Here is an 18,143-nt window from a genome sequence, read left to right as displayed (position 1 = left end):
AATGAAGAGAAACGTAGGAATGCTTATATTGTTTCTGCTGCTTGGCTGGCTAGTGGGAGCATGGATTGCCACGGCTCTTGAGCCTGTTCAAAGTCTATCTTTTCTTACTGCATCAAAGGTGATTAAATGGTCACCACAAGCCGACTTGGATATTATTAGTTATGATTTTACCATTCAAATGAAACTGTGTTTGCTTAGCTTGCTGAGTATGATTATCTCCGTGTGGCTGTACCGTAAGCTATAATCGAAGATAAAGGAGAACTCTATTTGAATTCACAACACTCACATCGAATTATTCTGGCTTCGACATCCCCGCGTCGGCAGGAGTTAATCTCCTCTCTACGTATTCCATACGAAATTATACCTAGTCATGCAGATGAAGATACGCTTGAGGACTGGACCCCTCGTGAAATCGTAGAGGGATTGGCTCTTCGCAAAGCGGAAGCCGTGCATCGGACTTGCTTGACGCAGACAGAACCTTCAATCATTGTAGGTAGTGATACGATCGTGTTGTTAGACAATCAGGTGCTTGGTAAACCTAAGGATGAGCAAGATGCTTATGTTATGCTCTCTTCACTCCAAGGTAAGACCCACGAGGTATATACAGGCGTAGCGTGTATTGATGTATTGACAGGAAGAACATTGATTCGCCATAGGGTGACAGCAGTTACCATGAAATCATTGTCTCATCGTAAGATTCAAGCATACGTAAATAGTGGCGAACCCTTTGATAAAGCAGGCTCTTATGCAATACAAGGACTCGGAGCAACGCTAATTGACAGTATACAAGGATGTTATTTCAATGTCGTGGGATTGCCACTTTCTCTCCTTACCGATATGTTGTCGGAATTTGGGGTGGATGTATTGTAGTCTGTTTGAATGTTTGAATTGAACAGAAAAGAGGGGAATAGAGTGGAGTCGCAATTCTTATTGTTACGCGACCTCCCCCATGAAGAACGACCAAGAGAACGCATGATGCATTATGGGGCAGAGGCTTTAAGCCATGCTGAATTGCTGGCAATACTGTTACGAACGGGATCTCATCAAGAATCGGCCATCCACTTGGCAGGGCGGATTATGAATAAAGTCGGCAGTATTCGCAATCTAGTTGACCTCAGCATCGATGAACTTACACAAATTAAAGGTATTGGAAACGCAAAGGCTGTTCAGCTCAAAGCTGGAATTGAACTAGGACAACGTTTAGCTAGAGCTCGCATGAGCGATACGGTAACCATCCGTAGCCCACGCGATGCATTCGATGTCCTAAGTGAACAATTGAGATATTTACAAAAAGAACATTTCGTTTGTTTATTTCTAAATACAAAAAATCACATTATAGCCCAAGAAACACTTTCTATGGGGAGTTTGAACGCTTCTATAGTTCATCCACGAGAAGTGTTTCGAGCGGCAATTAAATGTAGTAGCGCTTCGATTGTATGTGCACATAACCACCCAAGCGGTGATCCAACACCTAGTCCAGAAGATATAGCCATCACTTCTCGTTTAGTAGAAGCGGGGCAAATTATTGGAATTGATGTATTAGATCATGTCATTATTGGGGACGGGGATTTTGTAAGTTTGAAGGAACAAGGCTTCATGTGATATATTGCTTAGATTGACACAGAAAGGGAGTTTACAGCATGTTTGGTGGTTTTACGAAAGATTTAGGGATTGATTTGGGGACAGCAAATACACTTGTATATGTCCGAGGTAAGGGTATTGTTGTTAGAGAGCCTTCAGTAGTTGCGATTAGATTAGATACGAAAAGCATTGAGGCTGTTGGGGAATCTGCTAAAAAGATGATTGGACGTACACCTGGTAATATTCAAGCGATACGCCCTATGAAAGACGGCGTTATTGCAGATTTTGATATTACAGCAACAATGATTAAATATTTCATTAAGCAAGCTCAGAAGCAACGTTCCATGTTTCAACGTCATCCCAATGTGATGGTTTGTGTACCTTCAGGAATTACGGCTGTGGAACAACGTGCTGTTGAAGATGCGACGAAGCAAGCGGGTGCACGTGAAGCTTATATTATTGAAGAACCTTTTGCAGCAGCTATCGGTGCAGATCTTCCGGTATGGGAACCAACGGGTAGTATGGTTGTTGACATTGGTGGAGGTACAACGGAAGTTGCAGTAATTTCTCTTGGAGGAATTGTAACGAGTCGTTCCGTTCGTGTCGCTGGGGATGAAATGGATGAGTCTATTATTCAGTACATCAAACGTCAATATAATTTGATGATTGGTGAACGTACATCTGAACAGTTGAAGATGGAAGTAGGTTCTGCTCTACCACTAGATCAAGTGGAAACGATGGAAATTCGTGGTCGCGACTTAGTGACAGGATTACCGAAGACCATCACTATTACCTCAGATGAGATTAGTGAAGCACTAGGCGATACGGTGAATGCTATTATTGAAGCGGTAAAGGTAACACTTGAGAAATGTCCACCTGAACTTGCGGCGGATATTATGGATCGTGGCATCGTATTGACTGGCGGAGGCGCACTATTGCGTAACTTGGACAAGTTGCTTGCACAAGAGACGGGGATGCCTGTTATTGTGGCAGAGAACCCACTGGATTGTGTAGCTATTGGTACAGGTAAGGCATTAGAGAACATTCATTTGTTTAAGAGTTCAGCTAGATCAAGACGTTAATTAGAATATGTACCCCTGATATGGGATAGAAATAAGCAATGTTAGAGGGTGTTGAAACTGTTTAAATTGCTTGGAAACAAACGATTGTTTGTTATATTAATTGGCCTTGTTATGTTTGTAGCTCTAATGGGATTCACACTTGGGCCTAGGACGACTTTGTCCTGGCCTGAGAAATTCCTCAGAGATACGGTCGGTTTTGTGCAAAACATCTTTTATAAGCCCGCTGGCTATGTAGCGGGCTTGTTTGAAGATATTGGTAACATGAATGAAATTCATAAAGAGAATGAGCAGCTTAAAATTGCGCTGGCACAGTATGCACGCGAGAAGGCACAATTTAACTTTATGGAAGCTGAGATTAGGGATCTTCATACTGATCTGAAATTCACTAAAGAACAAGAGGGAAAAAATAACTATGAATTCCATATCGCACAGGTAGTTAGTGTGAATACGGACCCTAATAATCGTTCACTCGTGATAGATATTGGTGGGCGTGATGGTGTGAAAGTAGATATGTCCGTCACTTCAGTTGAGGGGCTCGTTGGTGTTGTAAGTAAAGTTAGTAATTTTACTTCAACGGTGAAGTTGATTACGACCATGGATGTTAAGGATCCTAATACAAATGCTATTGCTGCAACAGCGCTCAACAAGCAGGATAAAACGTTTGGTATCATTGAGAGTTATGATGAGAAGACGGGGAAACTTCTAATGACAGGAATCAAACAGGAAGATCCACTGAAAGCAAAAGACACCATTGTCTCTTCAGGAAGTGGGGGATTGTATCCTCGAGGGATGACTATCGGAACTGTGGATAGCGTTCAAGTCGGAGAAATGGGACTGTTGAGAACAGCAATAATTACTCCTTCTGCAAGTTTTGTAGATTGGAAACAACTATTTGTGGTGTTCACACCGGAGGTTCCTGAATAGTGATGATGCGTAGACCTGTTCTCATTCTGTTGTTATTCATACTGTTCATATTAGAAGGAACTGTTGTGCCATGGCTCATTCCTGATGCATGGCAGTCTAGAATTGTACCGAATTTGGTGTACATAGTGATTCTGTTCGTATCGATCTATAACCATCGTCATACGGCATTAGTCCTGGGGATCGTATTTGGCTTACTGCATGACATTGTTTTTTATGGGCAGATCATGGGGACATACTCCTTTGCGATGGGGTTATCAGCCTATCTGATGGGATTCATATTTCAAACTCCAAGGGCACCAATGCCTATCATGATGACAGTTATTATTCTTGGCAGTCTGCTATTAGATAGTACCTTGTACGGAATATATACAATATTTCAAATGAGTCATACGTCTTACGATTGGGCTTTAGTGCATCATATCCTTCCTGACGTATTCGTTCACTTTGTTTTTGGATTAATAATCTATGTTCCTCTAAGATCTCAACTAGAGAAAATTAGTAAACTTAACCAAAAAGAGAAGGCGGCTTAGGCTAAATTCTATTATTTAGAGATCAAAGCAGGAACTTGGGACTCTGGGAACGAAATGAAAGAAGATGGGAGGGACAGGCTTATGACTGTAAAATCCAATCATGTCACGATTAAGGGCATCAAAGATGGCCTGGTCTTCCTACTTGAGGACGAATGTGATTTCGAGGATTTATTGACCGAACTTCGCTATAAATTGGAGCATAGCCATACAAATATTTTGGCAGGTCCAATTATACATGTGGATATAAAGATGGGTTCACGGTATATCACCGTGGAGCAGAAGCAGAGCATCCTTGAGATCATGAAGCAAAAAGGGAATCTCTTGGTACGTTCAGTTGAATCGCAAGAATTGAAACTAGAAGAAATTCTAGGGAGCAATATTACTGTGATGAGCGGAATGGTGCGTTCTGGTCAAGTGCTTCATCACGAGGGAAATCTTTTATTTCTGGGAGATGTGAATCCAGGCGGTTCTGTGACATGTACTGGGGACATTTATATTTTGGGTGCATTACGTGGAATGGCTCATGCGGGTAATGAAGGTAACGAAGAGGCGGTTATAGCTGCATCTCATTTTGCTCCAACACAATTACGAATTTCTGATATGATCAGTCGTCCACCTGATGAATGGGAAACATGGGAGACTCGTATGGAATTCGCTTATTTAGAAGATGGGGTTATGCAGATCGATAAGATGAGCAATATTGTACGATTACGGCGTGATTTTAACATGTTTAAGGGGGTGTAGTACATGGGAGAGGCTATTGTTGTCACTTCTGGTAAGGGTGGAGTAGGCAAGACAACCACAACTGCCAATATTGGAACAGCACTTGCTTTACTTGGCAAGAAGGTATGTCTGGTGGATACCGACATAGGATTGCGTAATCTGGATGTCGTGATGGGACTGGAGAATCGTATTATTTATGACTTGGTCGATGTAGCTGAAGGAAGATGTCGGCTTGGACAAGCGCTTGTGAAGGATAAACGATTCGATGAATTATATATGCTTCCAGCAGCACAGACCAAAGACAAGGACTCCATTAAGCCTGAACAAGTAAGAGATATTATCCTCGAACTTAAGAAGGAATACGATTATGTGATCATCGACTGTCCTGCGGGTATTGAACAAGGGTTTAAGAATGCGATTGCCGGAGCGGATAAGGCTATTGTGGTTACCACACCTGAGAACGCTGCAGTTCGAGACGCGGATCGAATTATTGGACTTCTAGAAAGTTCCCATGTGGAATCTCCAAAACTCGTTGTGAATCGAATTCGACATAATATGGTTAAGTCTGGTGATATGCTAGATATTGAGGATATTCTTCAAGTCTTGAATATTGATTTGATTGGTATCGTACCCGATGATGAGTATGTGATTAAGGCAGCCAATAACGGGGAACCAACCGTGATGAACCCGGATTCTCGAGCAGCGATCGCGTATCGTAATATTGCTCGTCGAATTCTGGGGGATACGGTACCTTTAATGCAAATGAATGCTGAGCAAGGTGCGTTCAAACGTTTTAAAAAGTTTTTTGGAATGGGAAAATAATAGAGTTAGAGGATAGGAACTCTCTCAAAAAAAGTAGCATTGTCTACTTTTGAGAGGGTTTCTTTTTTTATATGAAAAAGTAAAAGGTTAACTTGATATGCATTTCTTATTGTACCGATAACTAAGTAAGCTTGTTCTAAATAGATGGACATCCCTCATAAAATAGGTGAAAAGAAGCCTCGTAAGGGGGATTGATGAAATGGATGATAAATCAGCATTGAAACAACGCCGAGAGGAGAGAATTCAGGAACTATTGGATTATAATCAGCCTCGTCTCGATATATCGAAGGTGTCCAAGGGAAATCAGGTAGTTCAAGAACTGGATCCTGAAGTGTTATGGAAAAAGGAACGTAACCGTTTAAATGGATTCAATGAAGAGGGTAGAAAAAATAATTTTGTTTCTAGCTTTACTTGGCGCTTGTTAGTTAGTGGTGTATTATTTGGATTAATCGTTGGCGTATATCGGTTGGAACAACCTTTGGCAGTTAATGTTCAGCAATATATAACGCAGTCACTGAACCGAGAAATGAACTTTCAAGCAGCTGAGGCTTGGTATGTCTCTCATTTCGGAGAAGCGCCCACGATTATTCCTAGCTTTAAGGAAAGTCAGGATAACCCTCAGAAGGTTATTGCATCACTTTCACTGATTGCTCCTATTCAGGGGAATATAACAATGCCTTACTCTGTGGCTCTTCAAGGAATTGAAATTACGCCTAATGGCGATTCAAATGCCAAACATCCGGTTAAAAGCGTAACAACGGGCCGAGTGATAGATGTGGTGACAGATTCGCTTGCAGGGAAGACTTTAACAATTCAGCACACAGGCGGTATGGTGGCTATTTATGGGCATCTCGATACGAGTTTGAAAATAAACGATTGGGTCGAAGCGGGAGATTCGCTTGGCGTATTATCTAATGCAACTATGGAGCAGACTCCATTCTTATATTTTGCAATACAGCAAGCTCAAGAATATATCGACCCCACGGAAGTGATGTCTTTTGATTAATATTCGTGGGGTAACGCTATCCTTACATCCTCTTTTTGTTATCGTGATGTTAATGTCTATTGTGACAGGAAGTTTTATTGAACTGATTACACTTTTTGTTATTGTACTTATTCATGAACTGGGGCATATGAGTGCTGCAATCGTATTGGGGATTAAGGTCCGTTCGATTCAGTTACTTCCATTTGGAGGGGTTGTGTCTATTGAAGACCATGGGCAACTCACGCCATGGAAGGAGATCATTATTGCGTTGGCGGGTCCTCTTCAGAATGTTATCATGATGGGTATTGGCATGACTTTTTTGGAGGTGGGATGGGGGAATAATGCGGTTATTTCATATATCGTGCATGGTAATATGGTGATTGCGTTATTTAACTTACTGCCAATCCTCCCACTTGATGGAGGTAAAATAGTGCAATCTCTCGCCAGTCGATTATTTCCTTATCATTGGACTTTGCTATGGTCTTCAAGAGTGAGTATAGTTACTAGTATGGTTGTGATTTCCTACTCAATGCTTCCATTAATTAAGGGAGAAGGAATCATACAACTTAATATATTGATGATTGGAATATTTTTATTTTATTCAAATCTCATAGATTATCGCAATCTTCCATATCGATTCATGAGATTTTTGATGAATAGAGATCTTGTATATACAAAATACGCCATAAGCGGTTCAATTGCCCAGCCTATTATTACGGATGTAACGAAACATTTAGAGAATATTTTGCGTCTATTTAAGAGAGAGAAATATCATTTAATTTATATTATGGATAAAGATGGTAAAGTTATAGCTGTTTTACCGGAACAACGTCTTATTGCAGCCTATTTTTCTCATGGTCGTCGCCTTCCTTAGCTGTGAAGCAGCGAAATAATTATTATACAAAATTCATAAGAGATTTCATGCACGATATAGTGAAATGTCTTCTAGCAGAGGTGAAGCCATGAAACAGATGATCGTTAACTGTGAACCTAAGTTTACACAGATGGCTCTCATAGAGGAAGGAAAGCTTATTGAGTTTGCAACAGAACGCAGCCAAAGTGAAAGCTTAGTAGGTAGTTTCTATAAAGGAAGAGTTGTTAATGTATTACCGGGCATGCAGGCTGCATTTGTTGATATCGGACACAAGAAGAACGCCTTTTTATATGTTGATGATGTGCTACACCCCCATCTTGAGAAGCAGCCGAAGGTAAAACCTTCGATAGAAGAATTATTAAAAGTAGGGCAAGAGGTTGTTGTTCAAGTGATGAAAGAATCACTTCGAGGGAAAGGTCCACGGGTGACTACCCATTATTCGCTACCAGGACGTTGGGTTGTTTTTATGCCCATATCAGACTATGTAGCTGTATCGAAGAAGATTCAGAGAGAGAGCGAACGTACGCGATTGAAGATTTTATGTGAACAAATGAGATTCCGTGGAGAGGGGATTATTGTAAGAACGGTATCTCAAGATGAGCCACGGGATGCCATTCAAGGGGATCTGAATTTTTTGCGCGCGCAGTGGGAACTCATTCAAGAGCGTGCGAATGAAGCGGAAGCGCCTAGTCTGCTACATAGAGACTTGAGTATCGTACAGCGACTGATTCGTGATGTATTAGACCCCATAAAAGATGAACTTGTCATTAATAATGTTAGGGAAGCAAATGATGCGGAATTGTATCTGTCTGAAATGACGAATGGTATACATATACCCGTGAAGGTGTATCATGCACCTGAATCCATATTCAAGGCTTATGGTATTCGTGAACAATTAGACAGAGGTCTTGCTCGAAAAGTGTCACTTTCAAGTGGTGGAACCATCGTCTGGGACCATACGGAAGCTTTAACGGTTATTGATGTGAATACAAGCAAATATACAGGTGCATTTAGTCTGGAAGAAACAGTAACACTGACGAACTTACAAGCTGCGGAAGAAATTGCTAGGTTGATTCGTCTAAGGGATGTGGGCGGAATCATCGTTATTGACTTTATTGATATGGAGCAAGAAGTTAATCGACAAAGTGTGGTAGATATTCTAGAGTCTGTTATGAAAAAAGATCGAGCTAAAAGTCAAATTGTTGGCTGGACAAAACTTGGACTCCTAGAGCTCACACGTAAAAAAGTTCGTGAAGACACATCTGTCATTCTGGATAAAGAATGTGACCATTGTAGTGGAACGGGCAGAATAAACGTAATTACAATTCATTGACTATACGTAGTGCCTATGTTATTATCTATTAGTATGTGTCTGGTGATTGTTTGTCCTGCACATGCTGTAACCGCTCCGGTCGGGTTGTGAAGCGCAACATTTTTATAATGCTGTCACCTAGATTAGGCGAGTCTGAGACATGAGGAGGTGCAAGAATATGTACGCTATTATCGAAACAGGTGGTAAGCAATACAAAGTGCAAGAAGGCGATGTGTTGTTCGTTGAGAAACTATACGCAGAAGACGGAGAAAGTATTACTTTCAACCGTGTACTAGCAGTATGTGATGACAATGGATTGGTAGCAGGTACACCGTTACTTTCCGGTGCAACTGTAGCCGCTACAGTTGAGAAACATGGTAAAGGTCATAAGGTTGTTGTATACAAATACAAACCTAAGAAGAACTATCATGTGAAGCAAGGTCATCGTCAACCATACACTAAAGTAACTATCGGAAAAATTCAGGCGTAAGAAGGTGCGATCAAGTGATTGTCGTGCGAATCTTTCGTAATCATAGTGGTATAATCCAGAGTTTTAAGATTAAGGGACACGCGAATTATGCGAAGGCTGGGGAAGACATTGTATGTGCTGGAGTATCGGCTATTACTGTTGGAACTGTCAATTCGATTGAAACGTTAACTGGTATTACTTTAAATTGTGAGATGCATAATGGTTTCTTAAGTGGCCTGATTCCTCTTATAGAGGATGAAGTTACTGGAAGCAAAGTGCAGTTACTACTGGAATCTATGCTAGTTATGTTGAATAATATTGCTGAATCCTACGGTAAGTATATTTTAATAGAAGAAGCTATTCTTTAAAGAAGGAGGTAGACAACATGTTAAAGTTGAATCTTCAGTTATTCGCTTCGAAAAAAGGTGTTGGGTCCACAAGAAACGGACGTGATTCTCAATCGAAGCGTCTTGGTGTGAAACGTGCAGACGGACAAACGGTTACTGGCGGAAGTATCTTAGTTCGTCAACGCGGAACTAAAATTCATCCAGGTACGAATGTTGGTATCGGTAGTGACGATACTTTGTTTGCAAAAGTGGAAGGCGTTGTGAAATTTGAACGTTGGGGCCGCGATCGCAAGAAAGTAAGCGTCTATCCGGTAGCTCCTGTAGCGGCAGCAGTGGAAGCATAATTGCTAACGAAACAGTTGTGAACTGATAATAAGCCTCCGGCCAATAAGTGCCGGGGGCTTTTTTGTAGGTTTTTAGATGATTTGATATGAAATACTGTGCTATACTATGAAATGGTTAAATTACCCAATAGATGATTGAGGACGAGGTGATGCTGTGAAATCGTGGAAAAAGTTAGGGGCTCTAGCTATCATATCAACTTGGATTCCTTTGTCATTAGTCATATGGTATCCAGCGTTAATATGGTACATCATGCTTACGCTTTGGGTGGCTACAGTACTTTGGATCGCAATCTCATCTATTCATAGGCAGAGTGAGAGGGAGCAACGGTTAGTCATTCAGAGTATTGAACAGACTGCTATTGATACCTTGAATCATCATCGACATGATTGGATGAATGATTTGCAAATTTTATATGGTTATATACAACTGGGAAAGCATGATAAAACAATCGATTGTGTGGGAAGAATAAAAGAACGGATATATCTTGAGGGTAAGATTTCAAAACTGGGTATTCCATCTTTAGTTTTTTATTTACAATCCTTTCGTACTATAGGAAGTAATGTAGAACTTGAAGTCAACATCGCAGATGACTTACATCTTAGTCGCAGAATGAAACAAGATGACATTGAGAACTGGGTTTCTGCCATCGTGGAGTCCGTTCGAGCGTATCAATACGGTGAACTATCATCTTGGGGTGAGACTCGCAAGCTAAATCTTAGTTTTTATGAAGAAGATGGAGACATAGTCGCTTTTTTTGAAGGTGAAGGTTCACATGTTGACCCAGAAGTTCTTCAGCAACAAATTCATAATGTGGTACGTAGCCATAAGGTGAAGGCTGAGCAGGTTTACGCCTCTCAAGGTTCTTTCCAGCTACGAGTACCGTGTGATACATGAGGAAGGTGAAGTTATGTTTGTAGATAAAGCGAAGATTTTCTTGAAAGCTGGCAATGGGGGTGACGGACTCGTTGCTTTCCGTCGTGAGAAGTTTGTTCCGGATGGTGGACCTGCGGGTGGTGATGGAGGTCGAGGTGGTGACATCATCTTTAAGGTAGATGAAGGACTGCGAACATTGATGGATTTTCGTTATCAACGTCATTTTAAAGGGAACCCTGGTATAAAGGGACGCAATAGGAACCAACATGGTGCTAATGCGGACCATACCGTTATCCGTATCCCGCCAGGAACCATCATCATGGACGATAGTACTGGGGAAGTGATTGGGGATTTAACCAGACATGGTCAGCATATTGTTGTAGCCCAGGGTGGGCGTGGCGGTAGAGGTAATGCTCGATTCGCAACCATGAAGAATAAAGCTCCCGAAATTGCTGAGAATGGTGAAGAGGGTCAGGAACGTAATATTGTATTAGAATTAAAAGTTATGGCGGATGTTGGGCTTGTGGGCTTCCCGAGTGTTGGGAAATCAACATTGCTATCTGTCGTTTCAGCTGCTACACCTAAAATTGGTGCTTATCATTTCACAACCATCACACCAAATCTAGGTGTGGTTGATGTAGGGGATGGTCGCAGTTTCGTTATGGCTGATTTGCCAGGACTAATCGAGGGTGCTCATGAAGGTGTTGGACTTGGACATGAATTCCTTCGTCACGTGGAACGGACTCGTGTTATTATTCATGTGGTGGATATGTCTGGCTCTGAAGGCAGAGATCCTTATGGAGATTGGGTTAAGATCAATGAGGAATTGAAATTGTATAATCCAGGTCTTGAGAAGCGTCCACAAATTGTAGCAGCAAACAAAATGGACATGCCAGATTCCGAAGAGAATTTAGCCTCCTTCTGTGAACAAGTTAAACTTGTAAGACCGGATTTAGAGATCATGCCTATCTCTTCCTTGACACGTAAAGGTATACAGGAATTACTATACCGGGCAACAGATTTGTTGGATCAACTTGAAGTTGAAACGGTTATTGAAGATGTTCCTGAAATCAAGGAAAGAAAAGTATATAAATTGGATCCGAAGGATGATGATTCCTTCACGATTGTTCGTGAGAATGATGCATTTATCATTACGAGTTCGAAGATTGAACATCTGATGCAGAGAATGCAGCTTAATTCGCATGAAGCTATCCTCAAATTAGGGCGAATTCTTCGTGCTATGGGTGTGGATGAAGAGCTTCGTAAGCGTGGAGCGGTAGATGGGACAATCGTTCGTCTTGGTGATTTCGAATTCGAATTTGTTGAGGGTAGTAGTTATTACTAAATTCACATTTATAAACCGTATTTCTGTACTTTTAAAGTACAGAAATACGGTTTTTTTTGCGGAATGGGGCTTCTATCTCTTGACCCTCGAAGGACAAATATATTATAATGTCCACTATACACAAACAGTAGTCTTTGAGGAGAGGACGTTCTTGAAAGAACGCTATTATTTAGTTCGTGAGGATATTTTACCAGAAGCGGTCATAAAGACGATGCATGTGAAGCAATTACTTGCAGCCGGGGATGTTAAAACGGTTCATGAAGCCGTGGAACAAGTGGGTTTAAGTAGGAGTGCATTTTATAAATACAAAGATGGAATTCATCTTATTAATCAATTGGAACGCGAAAGAATTGTTACGATATCCATTGATTTAGAACATCGTTCAGGGATGTTGTCTAAAGTATTAAGTCTTGTGGCAGGTCTTGGTGGTAATGTTCTAACTATGCATCAAAGTATACCGTTACAAGGGATTGCTAATGTAGTCATATCTGTAGAAATTTCACGGCTTAGTGAAGGGCTTGGTGATATGCTAGAAGGTATGAAAGGCGTATCAGGGGTAAAGCGCGTCCATATGATTGGACAAGGGTAGGCACTAATAAAGATGAATGACGTGATCAAGGGGGACGAATTAATGAAACCGGTAAGAGTGGGATTATTAGGATTAGGAACTGTGGGTACAGGGGTCGTTCGAATTGTAGAAGGAAATCAGGAGGATTTAAGTAGTCAAGTGGGTTCTCCTATTATTATTTCAAAAATTGCAGTAAAAAATAGTGATAAATCAAGGGATATATATATTGACCCCGCAATATTGACAGAAGACCCATGGGATGTTATTCGTGATCCCGAGATTGATGTTATTGTTGAAGTGATGGGTGGAGTGGAACAGACTAAAGCTTATATCTTAGAAGCTTTAGAGCAAGGTAAACATATTATAACTGCCAATAAGGACCTCATGGCATTGTACGGTTCTGAAATTCTGGCTAAAGCACAAGAGAAACAGTGTGATGTATTCTACGAAGCTAGTGTAGCGGGTGGTATTCCGATTATTCGCACACTAATTGAAGGGTTCTCATCGGATCGTATCCTGAAAATAATGGGTATTGTAAATGGAACAACGAACTTTATTCTGACTAAGATGAGTAAAGAAGGCGCTTCTTATGATGATGTTTTACAAGAAGCACAAGAACTTGGCTATGCGGAGTCAGATCCAACATCTGATGTTGAGGGATTGGATGCTGCACGTAAGATGGCTATTCTAGGAACACTTGGATTTAGAACGAATGTGGAGTTGAAGGATGTTAGTGTACGTGGAATCTCCCAAGTGACCAAAGAAGATATTGCATATGCTAAACGTCTTGGATATGAAATGAAGTTGTTAGGAATTGCGGATCGTGATGATGAGCACATCAGTATCAGTGTTCAACCTACAATGGTACGTCGCAGTCATCCGATTGCATCTGTGAATGGTGTATATAATGCTGTGTATGTGTATGGTGAAGCTGTCGGTGAGACGATGTTCTACGGAGCCGGAGCCGGAGCTATGCCTACAGCAACTTCGGTGGTAGCTGATCTTGTGGCGGCGATCAAGAACTTGAAGCTTGGCGTGAATGGTTTGAAAGCTATTGTTCCATACAAGCAGAAGAAGCTCAAAGATGATGAGCAAATTAAGTATAAGAACTTTATTCTTCTACACGTCGATGATAAGGCAGGAGTGCTTGCACAAATCACACAAGCCTTTGCTCAATTTGATGTAAGTTTAGAGTCCGTCGTGCAACAACCTAACGAACATAATCCTTATGCTGAAATTATCATCGTCACTCACGATGCTAGTAAAGCTAGTATGAACAAGGTATTAGAGCATTTCGAGGGTCTCGCAGTCATTCGTACCATTAAAAGTGTTTATCGCGTTGAGGGATAAACTCAGAGAATATATTTGAACCGACTCCTTCAGGATCTGTTGCCGTGTGCAACGTACTGAAGGAGTCTATAAATTTAAATGCTAAGGATACTTCCTAAATGGGGAAAGCGTAGTATATGTGATTAGCAGGCATAAGATTGAAAGATCTGAATATTTCAATGAGACTGTTATTGCACAACCTACTATTGTAGGGAACTATGAAGCGACTGATATGGATGCTATCGCTAAGCTGGAAGAGGAACAGGGATGATTAGAAGTCAAGGTGTTTGTGTGAAGGTGCCGGCCAGTACAGCGAACTTGGGACCTGGTTTTGATACGCTAGGAATGGCCTTGTCGTTATATTCATGGATTGAGATGAAAGAATCGGAGCATACTCAGTTTCATTTGTATGGCGATCAAATGAATGGATTAACTACGGATAAATCTAACTTAGTATACAAAGTGGCACAACTAGTCTTTGATGAAGCGGGTGTTTGCGTACCAGAGATTGAGATTTCAATGTATTCTGATATTCCTTTAACCAGGGGTCTTGGGAGTAGTGCTTCGGCTATCATTGGGGGAATGGTTGCGGCAAATGCCTTAATTGGTTCACCACTTTCCAAGGATAAGTTATTCGATATGGCCACTAAGTTAGAAGGTCATCCTGACAATGTGGGAGCATCTTTATTTGGTGGAATTATCACTGCTGTATGGGATGGGGTGCATGCTGATTATATAAAAATGGAGCCTCATAACAATTTGGAAGTACTTGTTGTTATCCCAGAATTTCAACTATCTACCTCGGATGCTCGAAAGGTGCTACCTGATCAAATAAGTCGTGAAGATGCTATATATAATATCAGCAGATCATCACTACTCGTAGCTGCGTTATCGCAGGGAAGATTTGATCTCATCGGAAGAGCCATGTCTGATCGATTACATCAACCATATCGCGCAAGTTTAGTGCCGGGTATGTCTCGTATTTTAGAGGAGGCTCCGAACCGTGGAGCTCTTGGTGTCGCTTTAAGTGGAGCAGGCCCAACTTTGCTGGCGTTAGTAGATCGTGGTAATCTTCTTAAGGGGGATTTAGAGACATATTTATTGGATACGATGAAGGAATATGGAATTCAGGCATCTGCTAGATGGCTTAATCCTTCAAGTGATGGCGTTATTATCAATGATAATATGTCATCTAATTCATTTTTGGATATGATAAAAGGGGAAGTTGAAGTATGAAACGAATTGCTTTACTACCAGAAGGGTCTGTCTCTCATGAGGCTATAGTTCATTTATTTGGCGATGAGCCTGTGGAATTACTGTATTATAAACAGATTTCCGATGTGTTTCGTTCAACTGTTCTAGGCAAAAGTGATTATAGTGTAATCCCCATTGAGAATACGATTGATGGTTCAGTGAGTCTGCATATGGATTGGCTTGTAAATGAAGTGGATATTCCTATGCAAGCGGAGTGGGTCTATCCATCCATACAGAATTTAATTGGTGATCGAGAAGCGTTTCTTTCAGAAGATGGAGAGATAGACTACAGTAAAATCACTAAAATTATATCTCATCCTGTCGCTGCTGCTCAATGCATGCAGTTCGTTCGTAAGTATGCACCTCAAGCTGAGGTAGAGCACGCAGGAAGTACTTCAGAGGCAGTTCATATTGTCAAAAATAATCCAGGCCAAGGATGGGCTGCGATCGGTACAGTTCTTGGAGCTGCAAAGTATAAGTTAGATATTATGGCCGAGCGAGTAACGGATCATGATAATAATTTCACTAGATTTGTGCTGATTGGTTCTGATTCTGCACGTCTCCAGCGCCAGAGTAATCAGATGAAGACGAGTGTTACAGTAACGCTTCCTGAAGATTTCCCAGGGGCACTTCACCAAGTTCTTTCTGCATTTGCTTGGAGAAGGCTCAATTTATCTCGAATTGAATCCCGTCCAACGAAAAAGAAACTAGGTAATTATTATTTTTACATTGATGTTCTTGCTGAGGATAGTGCGGTGTTGTTACAAGCAGCCTTTTCGGAGATTGAGGCCTTAGGATGTCAGGTGCGTGTATTGGGGTCTTATCCTTGTTATCCTTATAATAAAAATTCTTAGATGCAATACATTAATCAATGTAGAACAATGGATTTACTTAAATGGGTTAAAATAAGGCTGTTTTTAGTAAAAATCCTTTCATGGTTAAGTCATGAAAGGATTTTTTTTGTCATCAATGATGTCATCCGCCCATCACTTGCATAAGATGAGAGTAAAGAAGGCGGGCAGATGCCGTCTATAAGAAGTTTAGGAGGTTTTTTCCACGTGAAAATACACATGGTTAAGAAGGGCGACAGCTTATACGAGTTATCTAAAAAGTATGGTATATCGCTAGAAAAGCTAATTGAGGCTAATCCGCAACTGAAAGACCCGAACAAATTAAACATAGGTGAAAAAGTCAAAATTCCAACGGAAGCAAGTTCTGTCCCAATGCCAGAAAATATTATTCACAAACATGTTGTGAAGCAGGGAGATAGTCTTTGGCAGTTATCTAAAGCTTGGGGAGTAACATTAAGGGAAATGATCGACGCTAATCCTCAATTGAAAAATCCAAATGCACTGCTTGTTGGGGAAATTGTGAATATTCCTAAGGTTGGAATGAAAGAGGTAATAAACGGAGAGTTAGTTGGTGGAAATGCTAATCACAATAAAACAACTGCAGGAGGTAAAACGCACACAGGACCCAAAGTAGACACCTCACCAATTCAAACAATCCCACCTGTTATCCCTCAACTTCCACAAATTCAAGACAATGCGCTAGCACCTAACGTGCCTATGCCTAACGTACAAATGCCAAACGTCTCAATTCCTAATCCCCCACCTCCTAACAATGCGCCAATTCAACATGTTCCACCACACCACATACCTATGCCACTTCCTGAGTTACCAATTGCAGAAGAAAAAATAGAAATGAAACAACACTTGTATATACAGTATTCTGTCCCTACTCAAGAGGCGGAGGAAAAAGCTCCATTAATGGAGAAGTCTAATCCTTGCCCTCAGGTTTCAGAACAAATGTATTATCCAGGTATTACGGAAGGATACTCTTGGAATCAACCACAGTGCGAACAAGCAACGTGGGAACATCAAGGTTATGGGCAACAACAGAATTGGGTACAACCGCAATTTACGCAACCATGTTACCCTATGATGCCGCAAATGGTACACGAAGGACCAGATCATTGTAATCCTAACATGTCACCGTACGGTACCTCATTTGCTGGTGGTTTATCTGGTTATGGGGGCGACAATCAAGGATTTTCACCATTATCGAACAATATGGCACCATCGGAAAATATTTCAGTATCTTGCTCAGAGGTATATTCTTGTATATCACCTTACGATTGGACTTTCCCGAATGGAATGATGCAAGGGCAAGGAGTTGAACATCAGGGGCAACATCCAGTTATGTCGTATGGTTATTCTCAACCTGAGTCTCAAGTTATGCATGACTGCGGATGTCATAGTAGAGAAGGTATTCATGAATCATCTGATGTTGGTAACGTCACAGCCATTTCAGAAAAAGCATTTATAGGTAATGATGTGAGTAACTCAACCTTGGAGCCTGAAGATTCCATTAGTGTTTCGAAATTGAAGAAAGCCAAAACCTCAAGTGTAAATACAGGTAAAGGTAGAGCTACTAATCAAGCCGGAGATAAAAGACAAAAAAACAAACAACAGAAGCGGCGTAACCCTTGGATAAAAAATAAGTAAGCTTCAAATTAAGGCAAGCGATTCATAATCGCTTGCCTTAATTCATTTGTATATTATTTGCATTTGCCAACGTGGTTAAGTATATGTTAAGTTAATAACCCAACCGATAAAAGAATGATGGTTGATAAGGTTTAGTTACAAGGGAATGGCTTGGGCAGAATATTTAAATAGATTCCTGTTCCGAAAAAAACTCTTGCATTATGAATTACCGCATGATATGATATAAAAGTTGTCACCGAGACAGATTGGTGCTAACAAAATGAAATAATTGGT

General features: G+C 40.9%; 22 protein-coding genes and 1 other annotated feature. All 22 genes read left to right on the top strand.

Annotation, left to right across the window (positions count from 1 at the left end; all coding sequences use genetic code 11):
• Position 1 precedes the first annotated feature (1 nt).
• The gene (locus PBAT_RS00105; protein WP_068645735.1) at positions 2–244 is read left to right on the top strand and encodes a DUF4321 domain-containing protein; all 243 of its coding nucleotides are present in this window, start codon (positions 2–4) and stop codon (positions 242–244) included.
• Positions 245–267: 23 nt separating this feature from the next.
• Complete coding sequence (locus PBAT_RS00100; protein ID WP_068645734.1) at positions 268–870, top strand: Maf family protein; 603 nt, start codon at positions 268–270, stop codon at positions 868–870.
• A 42-nt stretch (positions 871–912) separates the two neighbouring features.
• Entirely contained in the window at positions 913–1,602 is a 690-nt protein-coding gene (radC, locus tag PBAT_RS00095) for a RadC family protein (RefSeq protein WP_068645733.1), read from the top strand.
• A gap of 38 nt (positions 1,603–1,640) precedes the next feature.
• A complete protein-coding gene (locus PBAT_RS00090) occupies positions 1,641–2,663 on the top strand; it encodes a rod shape-determining protein (protein WP_068583361.1) in 1,023 nt (340 codons plus the stop codon).
• A 48-nt stretch (positions 2,664–2,711) separates the two neighbouring features.
• A complete protein-coding gene (mreC, locus tag PBAT_RS00085) occupies positions 2,712–3,587 on the top strand; it encodes a rod shape-determining protein MreC (RefSeq protein ID WP_068645732.1) in 876 nt (291 codons plus the stop codon).
• The gene (gene mreD / locus PBAT_RS00080) at positions 3,587–4,117 is read left to right on the top strand and encodes a rod shape-determining protein MreD (protein ID WP_068645731.1); all 531 of its coding nucleotides are present in this window, start codon (positions 3,587–3,589) and stop codon (positions 4,115–4,117) included. Before mreC ends, mreD begins: the two co-directional genes overlap by 1 nt.
• 81 nt (positions 4,118–4,198) lie before the next feature.
• On the top strand, positions 4,199–4,861 hold the full coding sequence (gene minC / locus PBAT_RS00075; protein WP_068645730.1) for a septum site-determining protein MinC: 663 nt from the start codon (positions 4,199–4,201) through the stop codon (positions 4,859–4,861).
• A gap of 3 nt (positions 4,862–4,864) precedes the next feature.
• Positions 4,865–5,662 (top strand): septum site-determining protein MinD, encoded by a 798-nt coding sequence (gene minD / locus PBAT_RS00070; RefSeq protein ID WP_068645729.1) that lies wholly within the window; start codon positions 4,865–4,867, stop codon positions 5,660–5,662.
• 199 nt (positions 5,663–5,861) lie between these two features.
• Entirely contained in the window at positions 5,862–6,668 is an 807-nt protein-coding gene (locus tag PBAT_RS00065) for a M23 family metallopeptidase (protein ID WP_068645728.1), read from the top strand.
• The gene (locus PBAT_RS00060; protein ID WP_068645727.1) at positions 6,661–7,521 is read left to right on the top strand and encodes a M50 family metallopeptidase; all 861 of its coding nucleotides are present in this window, start codon (positions 6,661–6,663) and stop codon (positions 7,519–7,521) included. The genes PBAT_RS00065 and PBAT_RS00060 overlap by 8 nt, the downstream gene beginning before the upstream one ends.
• Before the next feature lie 88 nt (positions 7,522–7,609).
• Positions 7,610–8,854, top strand: a complete 1,245-nt coding sequence (locus PBAT_RS00055; protein ID WP_068645726.1) for an Rne/Rng family ribonuclease — start codon at positions 7,610–7,612, stop codon at positions 8,852–8,854.
• A 58-nt stretch (positions 8,855–8,912) separates the two neighbouring features.
• Positions 8,913–8,998: a sequence feature (ribosomal protein L21 leader region), on the top strand.
• Positions 8,999–9,011: 13 nt separating this feature from the next.
• Positions 9,012–9,323 carry a 50S ribosomal protein L21 gene (gene rplU, locus PBAT_RS00050; RefSeq protein WP_068527065.1) on the top strand — a complete coding sequence of 104 codons (312 nt, stop codon included), beginning with the start codon at positions 9,012–9,014 and terminating at the stop codon, positions 9,321–9,323.
• 14 nt (positions 9,324–9,337) lie between these two features.
• The gene (locus PBAT_RS00045) at positions 9,338–9,670 is read left to right on the top strand and encodes a ribosomal-processing cysteine protease Prp (protein WP_068645725.1); all 333 of its coding nucleotides are present in this window, start codon (positions 9,338–9,340) and stop codon (positions 9,668–9,670) included.
• Between the two features lie 17 nt (positions 9,671–9,687).
• The gene (gene rpmA / locus PBAT_RS00040; protein ID WP_068527061.1) at positions 9,688–9,993 is read left to right on the top strand and encodes a 50S ribosomal protein L27; all 306 of its coding nucleotides are present in this window, start codon (positions 9,688–9,690) and stop codon (positions 9,991–9,993) included.
• Positions 9,994–10,147: 154 nt separating this feature from the next.
• On the top strand, positions 10,148–10,888 hold the full coding sequence (locus PBAT_RS00035; RefSeq protein WP_068645724.1) for a Spo0B domain-containing protein: 741 nt from the start codon (positions 10,148–10,150) through the stop codon (positions 10,886–10,888).
• A gap of 13 nt (positions 10,889–10,901) precedes the next feature.
• The gene (obgE, locus tag PBAT_RS00030) at positions 10,902–12,212 is read left to right on the top strand and encodes a GTPase ObgE (RefSeq protein WP_068645723.1); all 1,311 of its coding nucleotides are present in this window, start codon (positions 10,902–10,904) and stop codon (positions 12,210–12,212) included.
• Positions 12,213–12,363: 151 nt separating this feature from the next.
• Complete coding sequence (locus tag PBAT_RS00025; protein WP_068645722.1) at positions 12,364–12,801, top strand: ACT domain-containing protein; 438 nt, start codon at positions 12,364–12,366, stop codon at positions 12,799–12,801.
• A gap of 42 nt (positions 12,802–12,843) precedes the next feature.
• Entirely contained in the window at positions 12,844–14,130 is a 1,287-nt protein-coding gene (locus tag PBAT_RS00020) for a homoserine dehydrogenase (RefSeq protein ID WP_068645721.1), read from the top strand.
• A 118-nt stretch (positions 14,131–14,248) separates the two neighbouring features.
• Positions 14,249–14,380: a hypothetical protein gene (locus PBAT_RS26140; RefSeq protein ID WP_276326506.1), complete on the top strand. Its 132-nt coding sequence runs from the start codon at positions 14,249–14,251 to the stop codon at positions 14,378–14,380.
• Positions 14,377–15,345: a homoserine kinase gene (thrB, locus tag PBAT_RS00015; protein ID WP_068645720.1), complete on the top strand. Its 969-nt coding sequence runs from the start codon at positions 14,377–14,379 to the stop codon at positions 15,343–15,345. Before PBAT_RS26140 ends, thrB begins: the two co-directional genes overlap by 4 nt.
• Positions 15,342–16,217: a prephenate dehydratase gene (gene pheA / locus PBAT_RS00010; protein WP_068645719.1), complete on the top strand. Its 876-nt coding sequence runs from the start codon at positions 15,342–15,344 to the stop codon at positions 16,215–16,217. The genes thrB and pheA overlap by 4 nt, the downstream gene beginning before the upstream one ends.
• A gap of 204 nt (positions 16,218–16,421) precedes the next feature.
• Entirely contained in the window at positions 16,422–17,870 is a 1,449-nt protein-coding gene (locus tag PBAT_RS00005) for a LysM peptidoglycan-binding domain-containing protein (RefSeq protein ID WP_068645718.1), read from the top strand.
• The last annotated feature ends 273 nt before the right edge of the window (positions 17,871–18,143 follow it).

This window comes from Paenibacillus antarcticus (genome assembly GCF_001637225.1).
Lineage (GTDB): Bacteria > Bacillota > Bacilli > Paenibacillales > Paenibacillaceae > Paenibacillus_AQ > Paenibacillus_AQ antarcticus.
Note: the sequence above shows the minus strand (reverse complement) of the source record. Positions and strands in the feature narration are given on the sequence as shown.

Bases quoted from the DNA above. Each gene is read 5' to 3' on its own strand.
- pheA (WP_068645719.1), top strand. From the start codon at position 15,342: ATGAAACGAATTGCTTTACTACCAGAAGGGTCTGTCTCTCATGAGGCT.
- minC (WP_068645730.1), top strand. From the start codon at position 4,199: ATGACTGTAAAATCCAATCATGTCACGATTAAGGGCATCAAAGATGGC.
- obgE (WP_068645723.1), top strand. From the start codon at position 10,902: ATGTTTGTAGATAAAGCGAAGATTTTCTTGAAAGCTGGCAATGGGGGT.
- rplU (WP_068527065.1), top strand. From the start codon at position 9,012: ATGTACGCTATTATCGAAACAGGTGGTAAGCAATACAAAGTGCAAGAA.
- PBAT_RS00055 (WP_068645726.1), top strand. From the start codon at position 7,610: ATGAAACAGATGATCGTTAACTGTGAACCTAAGTTTACACAGATGGCT.
- PBAT_RS00090 (WP_068583361.1), top strand. From the start codon at position 1,641: ATGTTTGGTGGTTTTACGAAAGATTTAGGGATTGATTTGGGGACAGCA.
- PBAT_RS00065 (WP_068645728.1), top strand. From the start codon at position 5,862: ATGGATGATAAATCAGCATTGAAACAACGCCGAGAGGAGAGAATTCAG.
- PBAT_RS00020 (WP_068645721.1), top strand. From the start codon at position 12,844: ATGAAACCGGTAAGAGTGGGATTATTAGGATTAGGAACTGTGGGTACA.
- PBAT_RS00105 (WP_068645735.1), top strand. From the start codon at position 2: ATGAAGAGAAACGTAGGAATGCTTATATTGTTTCTGCTGCTTGGCTGG.
- minD (WP_068645729.1), top strand. From the start codon at position 4,865: ATGGGAGAGGCTATTGTTGTCACTTCTGGTAAGGGTGGAGTAGGCAAG.
- thrB (WP_068645720.1), top strand. From the start codon at position 14,377: ATGATTAGAAGTCAAGGTGTTTGTGTGAAGGTGCCGGCCAGTACAGCG.
- rpmA (WP_068527061.1), top strand. From the start codon at position 9,688: ATGTTAAAGTTGAATCTTCAGTTATTCGCTTCGAAAAAAGGTGTTGGG.